This is a genomic window from Paraburkholderia strydomiana (assembly GCF_046030495.1).
GTDB lineage: Bacteria > Pseudomonadota > Gammaproteobacteria > Burkholderiales > Burkholderiaceae > Paraburkholderia > Paraburkholderia strydomiana_A.
This window is the reverse complement of record NZ_JAQQCJ010000034.1, coordinates 51925-68517: the sequence shown is the minus strand read 5'-3', so window position 1 is coordinate 68517 and position 16593 is coordinate 51925. Positions and strand designations below refer to the sequence as shown.

The 16593-nt window shown below is 64.9% G+C and carries 11 protein-coding genes; 10 read left to right on the top strand and 1 reads right to left on the bottom strand.

Annotation, left to right across the window (positions count from 1 at the left end; translation table 11 throughout):
• Positions 1 to 592 precede the first annotated feature (592 nt).
• The 8 genes from PQQ53_RS31590 (at position 593) to cuyB (ending at position 12093) form a co-directional block, all read left to right on the top strand.
• Positions 593 to 1015 carry a lytic transglycosylase domain-containing protein gene (locus PQQ53_RS31590; protein WP_408148726.1) on the top strand — a complete coding sequence of 141 codons (423 nt, stop codon included), beginning with the start codon at positions 593 to 595 and terminating at the stop codon, positions 1013 to 1015.
• Positions 1012 to 1629, top strand: a complete 618-nt coding sequence (gene cysC / locus PQQ53_RS31585) for an adenylyl-sulfate kinase (RefSeq protein WP_408148618.1) — start codon at positions 1012 to 1014, stop codon at positions 1627 to 1629. Before PQQ53_RS31590 ends, cysC begins: the two co-directional genes overlap by 4 nt.
• 44 nt (positions 1630 to 1673) lie before the next feature.
• Positions 1674 to 3119, top strand: coding sequence for a DUF4915 domain-containing protein (locus PQQ53_RS31580; RefSeq protein WP_408148620.1), 1446 nt, complete (start codon positions 1674 to 1676; stop codon positions 3117 to 3119).
• A 129-nt stretch (positions 3120 to 3248) separates the two neighbouring features.
• Positions 3249 to 5069 carry an aspartate/glutamate racemase family protein gene (locus PQQ53_RS31575; protein WP_408328490.1) on the top strand — a complete coding sequence of 607 codons (1821 nt, stop codon included), beginning with the start codon at positions 3249 to 3251 and terminating at the stop codon, positions 5067 to 5069.
• A 93-nt stretch (positions 5070 to 5162) separates the two neighbouring features.
• Positions 5163 to 5567 (top strand): hypothetical protein, encoded by a 405-nt coding sequence (locus tag PQQ53_RS31570; protein ID WP_408328488.1) that lies wholly within the window; start codon positions 5163 to 5165, stop codon positions 5565 to 5567.
• Between the two features lie 43 nt (positions 5568 to 5610).
• Positions 5611 to 8997 (top strand): hypothetical protein, encoded by a 3387-nt coding sequence (locus tag PQQ53_RS31565; RefSeq protein ID WP_408328485.1) that lies wholly within the window; start codon positions 5611 to 5613, stop codon positions 8995 to 8997.
• A gap of 301 nt (positions 8998 to 9298) precedes the next feature.
• The gene (locus PQQ53_RS31560; protein ID WP_408148628.1) at positions 9299 to 10606 is read left to right on the top strand and encodes a dicarboxylate/amino acid:cation symporter; all 1308 of its coding nucleotides are present in this window, start codon (positions 9299 to 9301) and stop codon (positions 10604 to 10606) included.
• Positions 10603 to 12093: a cysteate racemase gene (cuyB, locus tag PQQ53_RS31555; RefSeq protein ID WP_408148630.1), complete on the top strand. Its 1491-nt coding sequence runs from the start codon at positions 10603 to 10605 to the stop codon at positions 12091 to 12093. Before PQQ53_RS31560 ends, cuyB begins: the two co-directional genes overlap by 4 nt.
• Positions 12094 to 12358: 265 nt before the next feature.
• On the opposite strand, the gene PQQ53_RS31550 is transcribed toward cuyB, so the two are convergent.
• Entirely contained in the window at positions 12359 to 13459 is a 1101-nt protein-coding gene (locus PQQ53_RS31550; protein ID WP_408148728.1) for a type IV pilus twitching motility protein PilT, read from the bottom strand.
• 248 nt (positions 13460 to 13707) lie between these two features.
• On the opposite strand from PQQ53_RS31550, the gene PQQ53_RS31545 reads away from it, so the two are divergent.
• Both PQQ53_RS31545 and pilN read left to right on the top strand, forming a co-directional pair.
• The gene (locus tag PQQ53_RS31545; RefSeq protein WP_408328483.1) at positions 13708 to 14880 is read left to right on the top strand and encodes a toxin co-regulated pilus biosynthesis Q family protein; all 1173 of its coding nucleotides are present in this window, start codon (positions 13708 to 13710) and stop codon (positions 14878 to 14880) included.
• Positions 14880 to 16562, top strand: coding sequence for a PilN family type IVB pilus formation outer membrane protein (gene pilN, locus PQQ53_RS31540; protein WP_408148633.1), 1683 nt, complete (start codon positions 14880 to 14882; stop codon positions 16560 to 16562). The genes PQQ53_RS31545 and pilN overlap by 1 nt, the downstream gene beginning before the upstream one ends.
• Positions 16563 to 16593 lie beyond the last annotated feature (31 nt).

Here is a 16593-nt window from a genome sequence, read left to right as displayed (position 1 = left end):
GTCTCGTCGATTTCGGCGATACGGCGCCGGCCGAGTTTTGCCCGGTCTCGTGCTCCGCCTGCCGGTCGCCATCCACATAGCCTGGATGGCGCTGTTCTGAAACGCCGTGTGTCTCGTCAAACATTTCCTGGCTCTCCGAAAGAGTGTGGCACCCGCCGGTTCGATTACATCGGAAAGGGCCACTTACACGAGGGCGTTTATAGCGCGCCCCTGCCGTTCGGCGCCAGGCGACAGGCGAAGCAGGCGGAAGGAATGCGAAGCCCGCTGCGCCCGCCGATCGTGCTGACGCACGACCGCCGAAGCGATACGCGCGAATCCGAAGCATGCAGTCGCAAGGCGGTGGCCGCCGCTGGACGCGCCGTGCGCGGCCCACTAACTTGCGATGCACGCGGGGCGCGGCAACGGTGGCCCGCCGAGTCATGCCGCGCGAGGCGATGGGCTTCGCCGGTATCCATCCTTCCAACGGAGGCCCACGATGAATCATCGTTATCACGCACATCCAGCGGGACGGCCGTCGTTCTGTCCGGCCCCGGCTCGTCGCTCGGGTCGCCTTAGATGCGCGTTCGCCGTGTCCTTGCTGGTGCTGTCGTGCATGAGCGCGCCCGCGTTCGCCGACTGTTTCGACACCGCGGCGTCGTACCACGGCGTGAATCCGCTGATCTTGCGCGCGATCGCCGCGGTCGAATCGCATGGCGATCCGCACGCCTTGCACAAGAACAGAAACGGCACCACGGACATCGGCGAATTGCAGATCAACTCGGTGCATCTTCGTGAACTGGCGCCTTATGGCATCCATGAAAAGGACCTGCTCGACGAATGCGTGAACGTGTATGTCGCGGCGTGGCACCTGAAGAAAAAGATGGTCGCGTACGGCAATACGTGGAACGCGGTGGGCGCCTATCACTCGCAGAGCCCGCGGCTTCGCGACGCCTACGCTCACATGATCAGGACGACGCTCGCACGCTGGGGCCTGATTGCGCCGGTCGCGGACACACCGGCGGGAGACCTGCGATGAGTCCGGTCGACGAAGCCGCGCTGCGCGACGACGCGCTCGCAACCTCTCGCTACTGCGCGACGCTCGGCCAGCGGCCGGTCACGGTCTGGCTGACCGGCCTGAGCGGCGCGGGCAAATCGACACTCGCGCGCGGCGTACGCGAACGGTTGCGCGGACTCGGCAAGCTTTGCTGCATGCTCGACGGCGATGCGCTGCGCAAGGGTCTTTGCAGCGATCTCGGCTTCACGCCGGATGAGCGCGACGAAAACATCCGCCGTGCCGCGGAGTCGGCGCGGCTTCTCAACGAACAAGGGCTGATCGTGATCGCGTCGTTCATCTCGCCGTACCGGCGCGAACGATCGCTCGCGCGCTCGATCGTCGGCGCGTCGCGTTTCGTCGAGGTTTATGTGAACACCCCGGTTGCCATATGCGAGGCGCGCGATCCAAAAGAGTTGTACCGGCGCGCGCGAGCCGGCGAATTGCGCGGCTTCACGGGCGTCGATGCGCCGTATGAGCCGCCTGCGTCGCCTTCCATCGTGATCGACACCGGCGGGCGCGACCGCACGTTCTGTACCGAACAGCTACTTGCGCGACTGCTGCCGATGATCGTACGGCCGGTTCGCCAGGTTGCCTGACGCCCGCCCTGCGCGGGTGCCCATCTGCTTTTGTGAAACCTCTCATGACACAACTGCTGTTGAGCTTCTGTTATGCCAAACCGTCCGGTTACGTGCTGGCGCGTTTCGACACGCGGACGAACGTTTTCCAATGGGTCGACCTGCGCGACGTGGCTGGGCCGGTCGTCGGTGCAACGGGCCTGTGCCGCTTAGGCGAGCATTACTACGCGGCGTTACAGATCCGGGTGCCGGGGACGGTGGGCACGCTGCTCGCGGAAATCGACCGGACCGGCCGCGTGCGCCGCGCCGCGCGGCTCGCCGAGGTATTCGACGCGCATTCGCTGGTGCCGTGGCATGGCGAACTGCTGATCGTCAGCAGCGGCTCGAATCAGGTCTTCGCAGTCGACTGGCAGCATGACGCCGCGCCGCGCGTGCGGGTGTTTTTTGAACGGGAACCCGGCGCGGATACGCTGCATATGAACTCGCTGCAGACGTTCAACGGCCGCGTGTACCTGTCGCTGTTCGGCTGCAAGCCGGGTGCGTCCTGGCGCGAGGCGCGCGATGGCCAGATTCTCGATCTCAGCGCGGGTGGCGAGGTGGTGCGGCGCGGCTTGCGTCACCCGCATTCGCTATTCGTCGATCGCGCGACGCTCCTGTGCCTGAGTTCGCGCGACGGTAGTCTCGTTCATGTGGCGGGAGCGCCGCGCGGCGCGGATCGTCCGCTCGACGGCTACGTGCGCGGCGCGCTGGCGGCCGGCGGCAACCTGTTCGTCGGCACGAGCATGCCGCGCACGCATAGCAAAAGCCGCGGTGTGAGCGAGGCGGCGCATGTCGCGACGCGATCGCCGCCTTCGGCTGCCGAGCCTCGACAGGACGAGCGGAGTGCGCATGCGGGGCACGCGGGCGGCGGCTGCGGCCTGCATATCGTCGACGCCGCGACGGGCGTTTCAGACTGGCTCGATCTAAGCCCATTCGGCGCTGAACTCTACGACATTGCGGAATGGAGCGGCGAGGGGGTATGCGGCGAGCGCATCGACGCGATGGCCGAGCGGCTGCGCGCGGTGAACGCCGAGTTCGGAGAACTGATCGGCGCGGTCTACCGCATGCGCAATCAACACGGCGCCGTAGCGCGAATGCTGCGCGAGATGATGGATGCCGGCTGCGATATGAGCAGCGCGCGCGGCGTGCTCGAATCGCTCGCGAACGACCTGCCGGCGCTGCCTGAATGGAGCTATCTGCACGCGCGGATGCTGCTCGACGGCAACAGCAACGGCCGCTCCGCAAGCGATAGCCGCAACGCTCCCGCTGCGCTGCCGTATCTCATCGCCGCGCTCGACGGCGGCTACGACAGCTTCGACGTGTTGCACCACCTGGCTCGGCTTTACGACGCCGCGCACGACCACCGCGTCGCCGATACCCATGCGCGGCGGGCGCTGTCGCTCGCGCCGCCGGACGCGTCACCGCACGTGATCGACGAACTGCGGCGCATTGTCCGGCCGGCGCAAGGCTGAGCGCCGGCCGCGAACGGCACGGCGCTTCGCATGTGGATCGCTCGCTTCGCGCGCCTCGCGTGAGCCCCCTGCAAGCTGCCTATTCTCGGCATTTTCACGGAGGTCATTGAAATGACAAACGAAGGAGCAGTGAGCGCAAATACGCACGACGTGGCTGCGTATGAGCAACCCGAATCGTCGGCGAGCGCAGACACCCGAGCGAACGTTCCGCGTTCGAGCCGTCCGGCGAGCACGGAGCACATGGGCAACGTGCCGCCGGCTCGCCAGAGCGCGGCCCCGAAGCCGAATTCGTTCAAGAAGGTCATCGGCTCGGTCAACAATAACTGGGAAACCGGCGCAAGGTTCGCGGAGGATCTGATCACGCTGCCGGGCAAAGGCTTGACCGACCAGCAGCAGGCCGAGTCTATTCACTACATGGCGCATCACGTGCCGCCGGTTGGCGAGCATGGTCTTGCCCGAACGCTGCACGGCACCAAGCAGGCGCTGGACACCTTGCACCGTGGCGGCGCCGAAATCGCCGTCGTGACGGATCTGGCTTCGCACGAGGGCTTCGGCGAACTGCGCGCGCACGTCGAAAAATTCAACCCCGGCATGCAACTGCTGGATGTTCCGCAAATCGCCATGCAGCGCGTGGCGGAGCGCGCGCCGGCTGCGCGCAACGTCGGCCTGCTCGTTCCGGGCCATATCTACGACGCCCGCGTGTTTCAACGCTACGGCAAGGACAAGCACTGGGTGCAGACGCAAGGCGACACCTCGCGTCTGGATGCCGCGGAGCACCGCGACGCGAGCGCGCAGGACGTTGCCACGGGCCGTGACGAGTTGCGCGCGGCGGTCCGGCATATGGCGGAGAACTCGAACGTCGACGCCATCGTGGTCGGCTATCCCTCGATTTCCAGCGCCCTCGAAATGGACCACGTGATGGAGGGCGAGCGCCGCATTCCGATCATCGACAGCAACAAGGAGGCTGCGTCGCGCGCGCTGCATCTGTCGAGCGCCGAGCATGCCGACCATGTCGAAGAGATGCAGTTCGGCTGCGCGGGTTGCCTGCCGTTCCTGCAAAAACTGTCGATGGATCACTTCGATCACACCATCGCGAAACTGCGCGAAAGGCCGGTTGAGCGTCGCGATCCGCAGGTCGGCGCGATGGGCGGGATGGGCGCGCTCGCTGGCGCCCAGTTCGTCAGGATCTATGGCGAAAACGCGAAGGGCGAGATGGTGCTGCACCAGGCGACGCACGTACCGGACCGCACCAGCTGGATCAAGAAGCGCAGCGGAGATCCGGCAATGGTGGACGCTCACAACCCGCAACCCGAAATGCAGAAGAGCGTCGAGCGGATGCACGCGATGGGTATCACCCGGTTCTCCAAGATCTGCAACACGGCGCATGACGAATACGCCAACACGACGGCCTATATCCACTCGAAAGGCTACGACATGCATATCGAGCACATTGCCGGCGCGGCGGTGCAGGACATCGAGCAGGTGCCGGGCGCGAATCACGTCGTGCTTCTCGCAACCGACGGGACGGTTGCCCAAGGGCTCTATCAGAACCACGCGAACAACCGGCTTTCGTGGGTCACGCCCGACCGCGAGCATCAGGAAATGACGATGAGCGTGATCTACGAGGGTGTCAAGGTCGGCAACATGGATCTCGCGCGAACGAAGCTCGCGAAGGTGATCGATCATCAGGTCGCGTTGCACAACGAGGCGCATCCGGGAGAACCGGCGGTGTTCGTGATGGGCTGCACCGAACTTCCGCTGCCGTTCAAGGAGCCGGAACTTCGCGCACGCTGGCCGGGCGTCAGCTTTGTCGACCCGATGGCGTCGGCCGCGCGCCGTCTGTTCTCGGCGGAAGATTCGCCGGTGGCGGTGACGCCCGAGAACGTCCGCACCGGGGCCGCCGTGCTCGCGCAAGCGCATCCGGATATTCAGGATCGCCAGGCAGCCTGATTGTCAACTGAAGCGAAACGCCGCTCGTGAGGACGGCGGCGTTTCGCACGACTCTCACTTTAATTGCAGGGAATGGAAAACATGGAAATGGATATGCTCGACACCGCTCTCAAAGTCTCGCCGCGAGACGTCATGGAACGCATCTCGCAACGGCTCGGCGCCGTGCTGGGCGACTCGAAGGAGCCGATTCTTGCGTTCGTCATCGACAACCAGGTGGCGGTCAATGTCGCCGTCGACGGCAATCGCCTGTCGGTGTTCTGCCGTATCGCGGACGTCTCGCAGATGAGTCCGAGCGCATGGGTCGCGATGCTCACGGAAGCCGCGAACTGGGGCGTGGACGGTGAATCAATGCGTTTCGCGGTGATCGACCCGTTCGTCGCGCTGATGTGGAGCGAACCGGCGACGGACCCCGACGCGATGCTCGAACGTCTTCAGCTCGTCATGTCGCGCGCCGTCGCGGTCGCACGCATGGTCCGCCGGCTGAAGACGTCGCACTGAACGAAACCGTCGCGCCGTCGCCGGCATTCTGGAGAACCTAATCATGAACCCATCGGAAGTCACGGACGCATCGCACGATGCGCACGCGTACGAACTCACTATCGATCCGCAGCCGTCCACCTCGGCGGCGGGCGCGGCCGGCACGCTCGACAAGGGCAAGCTCAAGTCCACGAGCCTGCCTCACGCCGGCGTGCTGGCGTCGATGCCGGCGACACCCCACGGCATGCGCGTGGACGTGCGCACGCCGTTCACTGAACATTCGCGGGTGCGCAATGTGGACGGATTGAGCCTGTTCGCGGCCCGCCAATCGGCCTTGTCGATGTCGGGCGAGGAGAAAGGCATTGTCGCCGCGGTGGCTGAAATGTTCGGCCTGCCGCGAGGGATGGACCTGATGACGTCGCTGTCGTCGGGTGCGGCGACAGGCCTGGTTGCCCAGACGGGCAAGATGGACGCGGATCTGTCGCGGATGCAAAGCGCCGTGATCAGCGCGGACTTCAAACAGCACGGTCTGACGGTGGCGTCCAGTCATCTGCCCGCGCTGGCCCGCAACAGCGAGACACCGATCTCGTCGTTCTGGAACAACGCGGATATTCCGCAAGGCGTGCGCCGGCCTGCGGGCGAGGTGCTGCGCCGACTCGACCGGCGCGCGGGTGGCGAAGAGAAGTTGAGCTCGCTGGCACTTTCGTTTGCGTTCCAGAGGGCGATCGAACCCGGCCATACCGGCGCGGCGCAACTCAGCGTTCTCAAACGCCTCGTTGAGTGCGACATACGGGACGAGGTGCCGCAGCTCATATCCGCTCATCTCGGGCCCGGCGCGAGACGCCCGCTGTCCGGTGAGCCAAAGCTGCTCCTCGACGTGCTCGGTCACGCGGCAGAGAGCAATCAGTTTCCCGAGATGCTGAGCCTGCTGGGTCACGACAATCTCGACGAGCGCGAAGTGGATGCGCTTCGCCACACGATGCAGGCATACCGGGCGTCGCAGCAGCCGGCGCACGCGGGCGGGGGTGCCGGGCGCGTGGAGGCGGGCGAGCCGGAGGGTGGGCCGGTTTCGTTTGCCCGCAGCGTCATGCTTGCGAACACCACGCGGCTGATGCACGGCGACGAGAGCCTTAGCGCGCAGCAGAAGGCGCATGTGTTCGCCTGGCAGAACGGCTTTCGCGACGACCTGCCGGGTGGCGATCTCGCGAAAGCGAAGGAGTGGCTGGCGAAGATCGCCGATGTGTACGGGCAGGAAGACGGCGAGCGCGCGGCGCCGCTACACGCGACTAAGCTCGGCCTCGGCGGGGCCGACTTGCGCACGCTCAAGGAGGAAGCCGCTACGTTATTGGGCAATGCCGACTCCACGGTGGTCCGCTCGCTTGTGCAGGAGGTGCGCGAGCAGACCCGGCAGCGCATTCAGCAAGCACCGAACGACGGTGTGAGGGCGCCACTGATCGCGCAGCTCGTCGCGCTCGATGTCTGGAAGCCGGAGAATCGCGAGAGCCGCCAGTTCGAACTCAACGACGTGGTCAATGGCCGAGGCTTCAATTTGCAGCAGCCGAACGTCGTGGAACTAAGCGACATCGACCGGTACTGCCGGCACGTGTGCGCCGGCCAGCCGGTGCCGCTCGACGGCGCGCATGGCGATGTCCCCGAGGTCGATGCGCCGCAGCGTCTGAACGCGCTGCGCATCAAGACGGAAACAGAACTCGCGCGAACCCAGATCAACCTCGACAAGCTGCACGCGCTCGCCGATGAATACGGCATCGACGAAGGCGCGCTGACCCGCGCGCCCAACGACCCGCCGCTTGCGCAGATATTCGATCACGCTACCCGCGTGATAGACGGTGTGACAAAGCAGGCTTCGACCGGGCACATCGACGAAGCCGTGACGATGATCAGCGACTTCTACAAGGACGCGCAGTTCGGCAACAACTTCCGCTACTCGTCCACCTCGGTGCATGGCGGCTCCACGCGCGGCACGGCGTTCAACGCCGCGCCGTACGCATACCATGACCCCGAGGAGGCCGAACACCGCGCGCTTCTGCAACGCTTCAACTTCTCGCACGAAAACGGCACGTCCTTCGTCATGCGCAACGGCGTCGCGACGCATGGCAGCGAGTGGTTCGTCGGCGAGGAGACGCGCAAGTCGACCTACGGCGGCGTGGGCGAGCAGGGCGGGCACTCGTGGGGACCTGAAGACCAGCCGGGTCTCGGGCGCGTGTCGGGCGGGGGCGACTTCGGAGGCGGGCGCGATTCGACGGAATTCAAGGGCATCGTGATCCGCTCGTTCAGACGCATCAAGGAAGACGGCGTCGATCTGGAAGCCACGCCGCCGCGCTTCCAGCACGACGACGCCGCGGTACACAACGAGTCGTCGCAGCTGCATCTGGACGTGCGCTCGACCGCCGTCGAACTGCAGCGCGCGAAGGCGGCCGGCGAAAACGTCGACGCGGGGCAACGCATGCTCGAACTGCTCGCCTCGAAGGGGATGGCCTCCGGCCTCTCGCTCGGGCTGACGCATCAGGAAACCACCACTATTCGCGGCGACATCGCGGGACTGTTGGGCGGGTCGGTCACCACGTCTCCTTCGGCGGGCGCGCGCTTCGGTCTGGGCGGCAACGTGACCGGGGAGATCGCCAGCACGAGCTTCCGGCAAAACGAGACGACCGGGGCGGTAAGAGTGGTGAGCCGCCGTCAGGGCACCTATTTGCGCGGACGCACTGGGGCCTCGCTCAGCGTGAATCCGTACATTCTGAGTGGGGGGCTGCCGCCGGTCGATCTGCTGGGCGGTACGCTGCACGTTGGCGAAATCGGCGGCAACGCGAAGGTGCGCCACATCTACCACAAGGACAAGCTGGTGCCGCGTTTCTGTTTTTCCGACGCTGAGTTTCCCGACAGAAATTCGTACGACAGCTATTTGAGCGAGCACGCGCAGGCGTACAGCGAGGCGTTCAGCTTCCGCCACGGCCGCGATCTGGAGAAAGGCATGAGCGATCTCGACGATCACCGCGCGCTGGTGGCGGGTGTGCGTTCGACGAACCACGTCAACTATGCGCGGGCGCGGATGATCGGCCTGTATGCGACGCGTCACGACGAACTGCGCGGAATCGGCGAACTGGTGCCGCCCGAAATGGTGCGCTTCAGCGCCGAACTGGAGCAGACACGCGCGGCGATGGCCGTGGCGCCCGGGTCGACGCAAAAAGTATCGGGTATCACGTACGCGCCGCAGCTTGCGCAGAACGGCGTGGGCGTGACGTTCCTCTACCGTGGCAGATTCAGCCTGATGGAGATGAGCGCCGAACGCGAGATCGTGTTCGACAGTCCCGGCTGGGCGGCAATGCAACTGCACGAGCAGCACATTAGCCCGCAACTCGACGTAGCGGGCAAACCAGTGCCGGCGGCCGAGACGGCCACCGCTTCCGGCAGCAAGACGCCGGCGACCCGCTGAGCGCCTGCTCCGGAACCCATGCGGCCCAAGGCGGGCCTCGTCGCATCGCCTTTCCAGACCGCTCCACGCATGCCGTTCAACCGGCTGCGGGAGCGGTTTTTTCTTGCGGCCGGCTTACGATGAGCCTTGCCAGCCGCGCTTTACGCGGCGTTATGCGAGACCCGCATACCTCGATGCCGGACTCGCATCGTCCGTTTTTTTTTCGCCACTACTATCCGCTGACGATGTCCGGCCGCTTCGGCGCCGCCGGCATACGAACCACGAACGCCTGAAACCATCGACGACCGAACAGGGGAAGACAGTGAAGAAACGGATTACTTATGCAATCGCAGCGGGGATGCTCCTCGGCGTGCTGGTCGGCTATTTCTGCCATGCCAACGCCGATGCCGAGCTGGCCAAAACGCTCGCCGGCTACTTCTCGATCATTACCGATATTTTTCTGCGGCTGATCAAGATGATCATTGCACCGCTCGTCTTCGCGACGCTCGTGTCCGGTCTCGCAGGGATGGACAGCGGTTCGGCGGTCGGCCGTATCGGCGCGCGCACGGTGGGCTGGTTCATCTGCGCATCGCTTGCCTCGCTCGCGCTCGGCCTCGTGCTTGCAAACCTGCTGCAGCCGGGCGCTGGTCTGCATATGGTGGCGGGTGCGTCTGAAGTGAACACCGGTCTCGATACCCAGGGCCTGAACGTCAAAAACATCGTCACGCATGCGTTCCCGACCAGTCTGCTCGATGCGATGGCGCGCAACGACATTCTGCAGATTCTCGTGTTTTCGCTGTTTTTCGGCACGGCGCTCGGCGCCTTGAAATCGAACCCGCGCGTCAAATTCGTCGTGGATGCGATAGACGGCATGGTGCCCGTCATGCTGCGCCTGACCGATTACGTGATGCGCGCCGCGCCGCTCGGCGTGTTCGGCGCGATTGCATCCGCGGTTACGTTGCGCGGTCTCGGCGTGCTGTTCACGTACGGCAAGCTGATCGGCTCGTTCTACCTGGGGCTGGTTCTGCTGTGGGCGGTGCTGATCGGCGTCGGTTATGTGTTTCTCGGCAAGCGCGTGTTCACCTTGCTCGCCGGCGTGCGTGAGCCGGCGCTGATTGCGTTTTCGACAGCCAGCAGCGAAGCCGCGTATCCGCGACTCGCCGAAAAGCTCGAGGAATTCGGCGTCGACAAGAAGGTGGTCGGCTTCACGTTGCCGCTCGGCTATGCGTTCAACCTCGACGGCTCGATGATGTACCAGTCGTTTGCCGCGATCTTCATCGCCCAGGCGTTCGGCGTGGACATGCCTTTGTCGCAGCAGATACTGATGCTGCTCGTGCTGATGCTGAGCAGCAAGGGAATGGCGAGTGTGCCGCGCGGTTCGGTCGTGGTGGTCGCGGCCGTCGCGCCGATATTTCACCTGCCGGCCGCGGGCGTGGTGCTGGTGCTCGCGATCGACCAGATTCTCGACATGGGCCGCACGATGACCAACGTGATCGGCAACAGCGTGGCGACCGCCGTCATCGCCAAATGGGAGGCACGACGAGCCGGTGCGGGCGCGGAGCCAGAGGCGGCGCGAGCCGGGGCGCCGGAGACGCGGCGCTTCGAACAGCTGCAGAGCGAAACCCGATGACCCGGGCAGCCATGTCCGCGCGCCGTTCGCTGGGTGTCGTCGGCGGCCTTGGACCGCTTGCCAGCGCGGACGTATTCTTCAAGCTCGTCAAATCGACACCCGCGCGCAGCGACGGCGAACACTTCGATGTCGTGTTCGAGCAGCACCCGTATCAGGACCCCTCGGGCGGTATCGAACCAGTGAGCGCGGAAGGCAAGCTGCGTATCTACGACACGATCCGCGACTTCGAGAGACGAGGGATCGCGACGATCGTGTTGCCGAGCTTCGTGAGCCATACGTTCATCGACGAGTTGCGCGAAAACGTCCACACGCCGATCGTCGATATGCTCGACGCATTGCGCGCACATCTGCGCCGGCGTTTCCCCGGCGCGCGGCGCATCGGCGTGCTGACATCGGACTACGTGCGTAATCAGCGGCTCTTCGAGAAATATTTCCCGCAACCGGAGTTCGAAGTGCTGTATGCAAGGCCGGCGCCCGACGGGCGGCCGGACCGTGTGACTCGCGCCGTCTATGGCGAAGAAGGCATCAAGGCCGGCAATCTGCACGGCCGCCCGGTCGAGCTGTTACGCGAAGCCTGCGAGGATCTGATTGCGCAGGGCGCCCACGTGCTTGTGCCGGGCTTGACCGAGATCGGACTCGTCGTGAGCCAGATCGATCTGCTCGACGCGCCGCTCATCGACTCCAATCTGATCTACGCCCAATACGTGGTGAGCGGGGAATATGGCGGAGGCAGCCGCGCGTTCAAGGTCGGCGTGGTGGGCGGCGTGGGGCCTGCGGCGACCGTGGACTTCATGCGGAAGCTCGTGCGCAACACGCCTGCTACGCGCGATCAGGATCATCTGAAGGTGCTGGTCGAGCAGAATCCGCAGATACCGGATCGCACGGAGAATCTGATCAGCGACGGCCCCGACCCGACCATCTCGTTGTACGCAACGTGCCGCAAGCTCGAGGACGGCGACGCGGACATCATCGCGATTCCATGCAACACCGCGCATGCCTATGTCGAGCGTATCCAGCCTTACCTGAATGTGCCGATCGTCAACATGCTGACGGTAACGGTCGATTATCTGCGTTCGACGTTTCCGGCGCTGCGCGAGGTGGGACTCCTCGCCACCTCGGGCACGATCGCGAGCGGCGTCTATGAAAAGGCACTCGAAACAGCGGGGCTCACGCAAGTGGTGCCAGGCCCGGCGTTGCAGGCACGCGTCATGAATGCGATCTACGGCCCTCAGGGCGTGAAGGCCGGCTTTACGAGCGGCGCGTGTATGGACGACATCTGCTCGGCTGTCGATGCGCTTGTCGAGCGCGGCGTCGAAGTCATCGTGCTCGGCTGTACCGAACTGCCTTTGTTGCTGCCCGAAGGTGAATTCACGGCGGGCAACGGCCGCACGATCCGGCTCGCGGACCCTACCGCGATACTCGCGAGACGCTGCGTCGCCTATGCGCGGGGCGAAGAGTCCGTCGATAGCGGGCATGTACAGGGCTGAGACCTGAAGCCTCTGGCGAGGCGCTCAGCCGCCCGTATTCGCAGGCCTTCGTCGACTCGTTATCAGGCGGGTCTCAAGGGCGTTGCATCGCTGCCGCTTTGCGCTTTCCGCTTTCCGCAGACGCCGTCCTTGCGTCGTGCCACGTGCGCGACGCAAGGACGGCGCTCGCGCATGCGCTGAACACAACATGCGGTGCCGCGCGGCGCGAATCGTAACAGATTGTCACAGTTTCCAGACACCTGGAAAACGTCTGGTCACAATGCGCTTACCGGACTCCCAGTTGCTGCAGCATCTCGTGAAGTTCGACACGGTTATAGGTGGCGCGTAGTGCATCGCGCGCGGTGATCACGTTCCTGCTGACGAGTTGCAGCAGATTTTCGTTGAGCGGGCGCGACATGTTGTCCTCCTTGCGCCGGACGAAATCCGTCAGCAGGTGCGTTTTCGAGGGGTCGGTCAGCAGCGCGCTGATCTGTTGATTGTGGTTGAACACCAGCTCGCTCGCGAGCACCAGTTGTTCGCCGCTTTCGCTCGGCACGAGGCTTTGACAGATGATGCCGATGAGCGCATTGGCGAGCGATGCGGCATGACGTTCGCGCTGTTCGAAGGGAAAGAAGGACAGCAGGCGGGTCACCGTATTGAGCGCGCTGCCGGTATGCATGGTCGCGAACACCAGGTGGCCGGATTCGCTTGCCTGCAGTACCGCCTCGGCCGTTTCGAAGTCGCGTATCTCGCCGACCATGATGACGTCGGCGCGTTCACGCAGCACTTCACGCATGCCGGCCGAGAAGCTGCGCGTATCGGTGGGCACCTCGCGCTGCGAGATGATGGATTGCTGACTGTCTATCGCGTATTCGATCGGCTGTTCGATGGTGACGATGTGGCAGTTGCGAGTGCGATTAATGTGATCGAGCAGCGAGGCGATCGTGGTGGTCTTGCCCGAACCCGTCACGCCGGTAACGAGCACGAGCCCCTTGCTGCTCTCGGCCATCGTTCGAACGTAAGCGGGCAAGCCGAGCTTGTCGAGCGGCAGCGGCGCGAGCGGGAGCCGCCGGATCGAGATCACGGTCTTGCGCCCACCCGATGCGCGATACACGTGTGTGCGCAGGCGGCAACTGGTGAGCACGAACTGGCGGTCCAGCGCGCCTTCGCGCAGACGGTTGTCCCATGCCTCGTCAATGGAGTTGAGCAGCGGCTCCATTTCCTCGAGGACGACCGGACCGCCCTCGGCTTCGATCCAGCCGCGCGGGGTTTTGATCATCATTGGTCGGTCCTGCTCGATGTGCAGGTCCGTGAAAGAGCGGCGTTGATCGACCAGGTTGAGAATTTCCTGGGTGATGTCGCGAAGTTCAGTGGGATGGCTCGGCATATCGTGCGTCGGTGAGGGCATGGTGGTGGCGTGATCCTGTCAGGCAACGACGCGATTGTCCAGCGTGATCGTGCAGTGCGCGGGCAGCGATGTGAGAGACGTCAACGTGTCCAGGACGCACACCGGCCATGAGCGCGGCGGCGGGCGAGGCCGCCTGTGAAGCAGTCTGTCGGTCAGCCACGTGGTACGTGGCGGCCGAAAAAATAAACGGCATCTCAAGATGCCTTCGGCTAAGAGGACAATTCTGGATGCGTACGTTCATTGTATGGATGGCGGCGTTGTCGGCGCTCGGCAGTGGCTTTGCCGCGTCCGCGAACGCGGCTTCAGGCGCCGCCGCGCTCGACGACCAGGTAAGCATCGCCGGCGAGGCGCGCGACACGCCGCGCGTGACGGTCAGCGGCAATGGCGTGCCGCTGCGCGCCGCGCTGCGCCAGATCGTGCCCCCCGCATACAGCATCAACCTTCCGAACGCCGGCGCGTGGGCCGCTACACCGGTGACGTGGAGCGCGGGTCACTCGCTTTCGCAGACGCTGCGCGATATGTTGGCGAGCCATCCCGAACTTGCTGCGCAAGTCGATACCGATTTCCAGCTCGTGACTGTTCGCTATCGGCCGCCGTTCGGCGCGGATACATTGGGGGTGGCTTCCGCTGCGCCTGCTGCGTTGGCGGCGCCACCTGCATCGTTGGCTGTGCCTTCCTTGCGGGCAACGGCAAGCGCGGCGGCCGTCGAGGTGGGCGCTCCAATCGGCGGTGCCGCGGCGAACGCGCGGCCGCTCGAAGCCGGACAGCCTGCCCCGGCATCATCGAGCATGGCCGCACCGCGCTCCCCGCAGATGCCTGCATCGTCACGCGACGTGCAGGCGGCGGACAGCGGCGCGAGTCCTATCGGCATGGCGCCGCGGCTGACGTCGCAACCGTTTGCGTCTTCGATGGTGCCGGCCATGCAAGCCGTTCATCCGCCCACCCAGGCGGAGCGCGTCAACGATGGCGCCGTTGCAGCGCCCGCGGTGGCGTCGGGCAGTCCGCGTGGCGGAGCGGCCAACGCGCCGCATGCGGTTGCGGCCACGGCTCCCGCACCGAATGCGGTGCAGGCCAGCCAGTCCTCTACAGCACAGGAACCAGGCAGCGCCCGGCAGCCCGTCATCGCGCAGGAACCCGCGCCTCTTCAGGTCTGGAGCATTGCGCTATCCGACCGCACGGTGCGCGGCGCGCTCACACGCTGGACCCAGCAGGCGGGCTGGCGGCTGATCTGGGAAGCGCCCGTCGATTTCGCGGTAGACGCTCCCGCCACATTGACCGGCACGTTCGACGAGGCGCTGCAATCTGTCGTAGGCGCCCTGGCGGGAACCGAATCCCCGGTGCAGGCCATCCTGTATCGCGGCAACAAAGTGCTTCGTATCGTTGAGAAGGGAGCAGGCTAATGCGCAATACCGTCACCACCCTCGCGTTGGCCGCGGCGATTCTCGCCGGCTGTACCGGGCTGTCGCAGCACATTTCGAACGCGGTGGATCACGATCACGCGGAGTCGAAGCAGATGATGGACGCCGCGCATGCAGGCGACGCGCATCCGCGCAGCGGCGCGGACAGCGTCATCGTGAAGAACGATCTGTGGCTTTCGGGCACCACGATCAAGCTCGACCGCAGCGGCACGCTGCCGCCGGTATTCCTGCAACCAGCGACGTTCGACAGCGACGTCAATTCGCTATCCGAATTTGCGGAGCATATTGCGCGTCTCACGCATATCCCCACGCGCGTGTCGCCGAGCGCCAACGGCGACGCGCAGTCGTCGCGCGGTACTGGCACCGCGAGCGTGCCGGTGGTCGGGAGTGTGCCGCCGTTGCCGACCCTGCCGGGTCTCGACGGTCAGTCTCGCGGCGGTTCGTCCGCGGCGGCGGCCGTCGCCAGTCTTGCGACGCCGACCCATATCTCTTACCGTCACGGCGATCTGCGCGGCCTGCTCGACGCCGCCGCCGCACGCTTCGGCGTATCGTGGAAGCTTGCGAACGGGACGATCCTGTTCTATTTCACCGACACGCGCACTTTTCAGGTGAGCGCGATTCCCGGCGACGCGTCGGTGAACGCGAACGTGATGAGCGGCGCGACGAGCGACAACTCGAGCGGCAGCGGCGGCTCCGCGTCGTCCGGATCGGGCGCGAACTCGAATGTGCCGAACGTATCGGTTAACAACACCGCTAACACGGTCGTCAATTCCCAGCTCTCGGTGTTCACGAGCCTCAGCGCGTCGATCCGCTCCATGCTGTCGCGCTACGGCACCGTGGTGTCGTCGCCAGCAACGGGCTCGATCACTGTCACCGATACCCCCGACGTGCTGGAGGCGGTTGCACAGTTCATGGAGATGCAGAACCGCTCGCTGTCCAAGCAGGTGCTGATCAACGTGACGGTGCTCTCGGTCGATCTGTCCGCGGACGACAGCTATGGCATCAACTGGGGCGCTGTCTATCAGGCGCTCGGCACGTCGTTCACGCTCGCCAACACGTTTTCCACGACCGCGACCAATCCGGTCACGTTCACCGCGCAGGTCATCACGCCGTCGAGCCGCGCGGCGGGCACGCAGGCCATGATCAGCGCGCTGTCGGGGCAAGGCAAGGTGCGGCGCAAGACGTCCGCATCGATCACCACGCTCAACGATCAGCCGGTGCCGGTTCAGGTCGCGACACAGCAGGGCTATCTCGCCTCCGTGTCGATCACGAACACCGCCAATGTCGGCTCACAGACGGCGCTTACACCTGGCACCATCACCACCGGCTTCAACATGACGTTGCTGCCCCACGTGCTCGACAACGGTACGGTGCTGTTGCAGTTCTATACGAACATCTCCTCGCTGCTGCAATTGCAGACGGTGCAAAGCGGCGGCCAGCAGATCCAGACGCCAGAGGTCGATACGCGCAACTTCCTGCAGCGCGTTTCGATGAAGTCGGGCCAGACGCTCGTGCTCAGCGGTTATGAAGGCACGAACGACAACCTGACGAAGTCGGGCGTCGGCACGCCGGACAACTACGCGTTCGGCGGCGGCTATCAGGGCACCCATGACCGTCAGGAGATCGTGATCCTGATCACGCCGATCATGATGAACGGCGCCTGAACGTTACCCGAGCGGCACGTACCCGGAAATC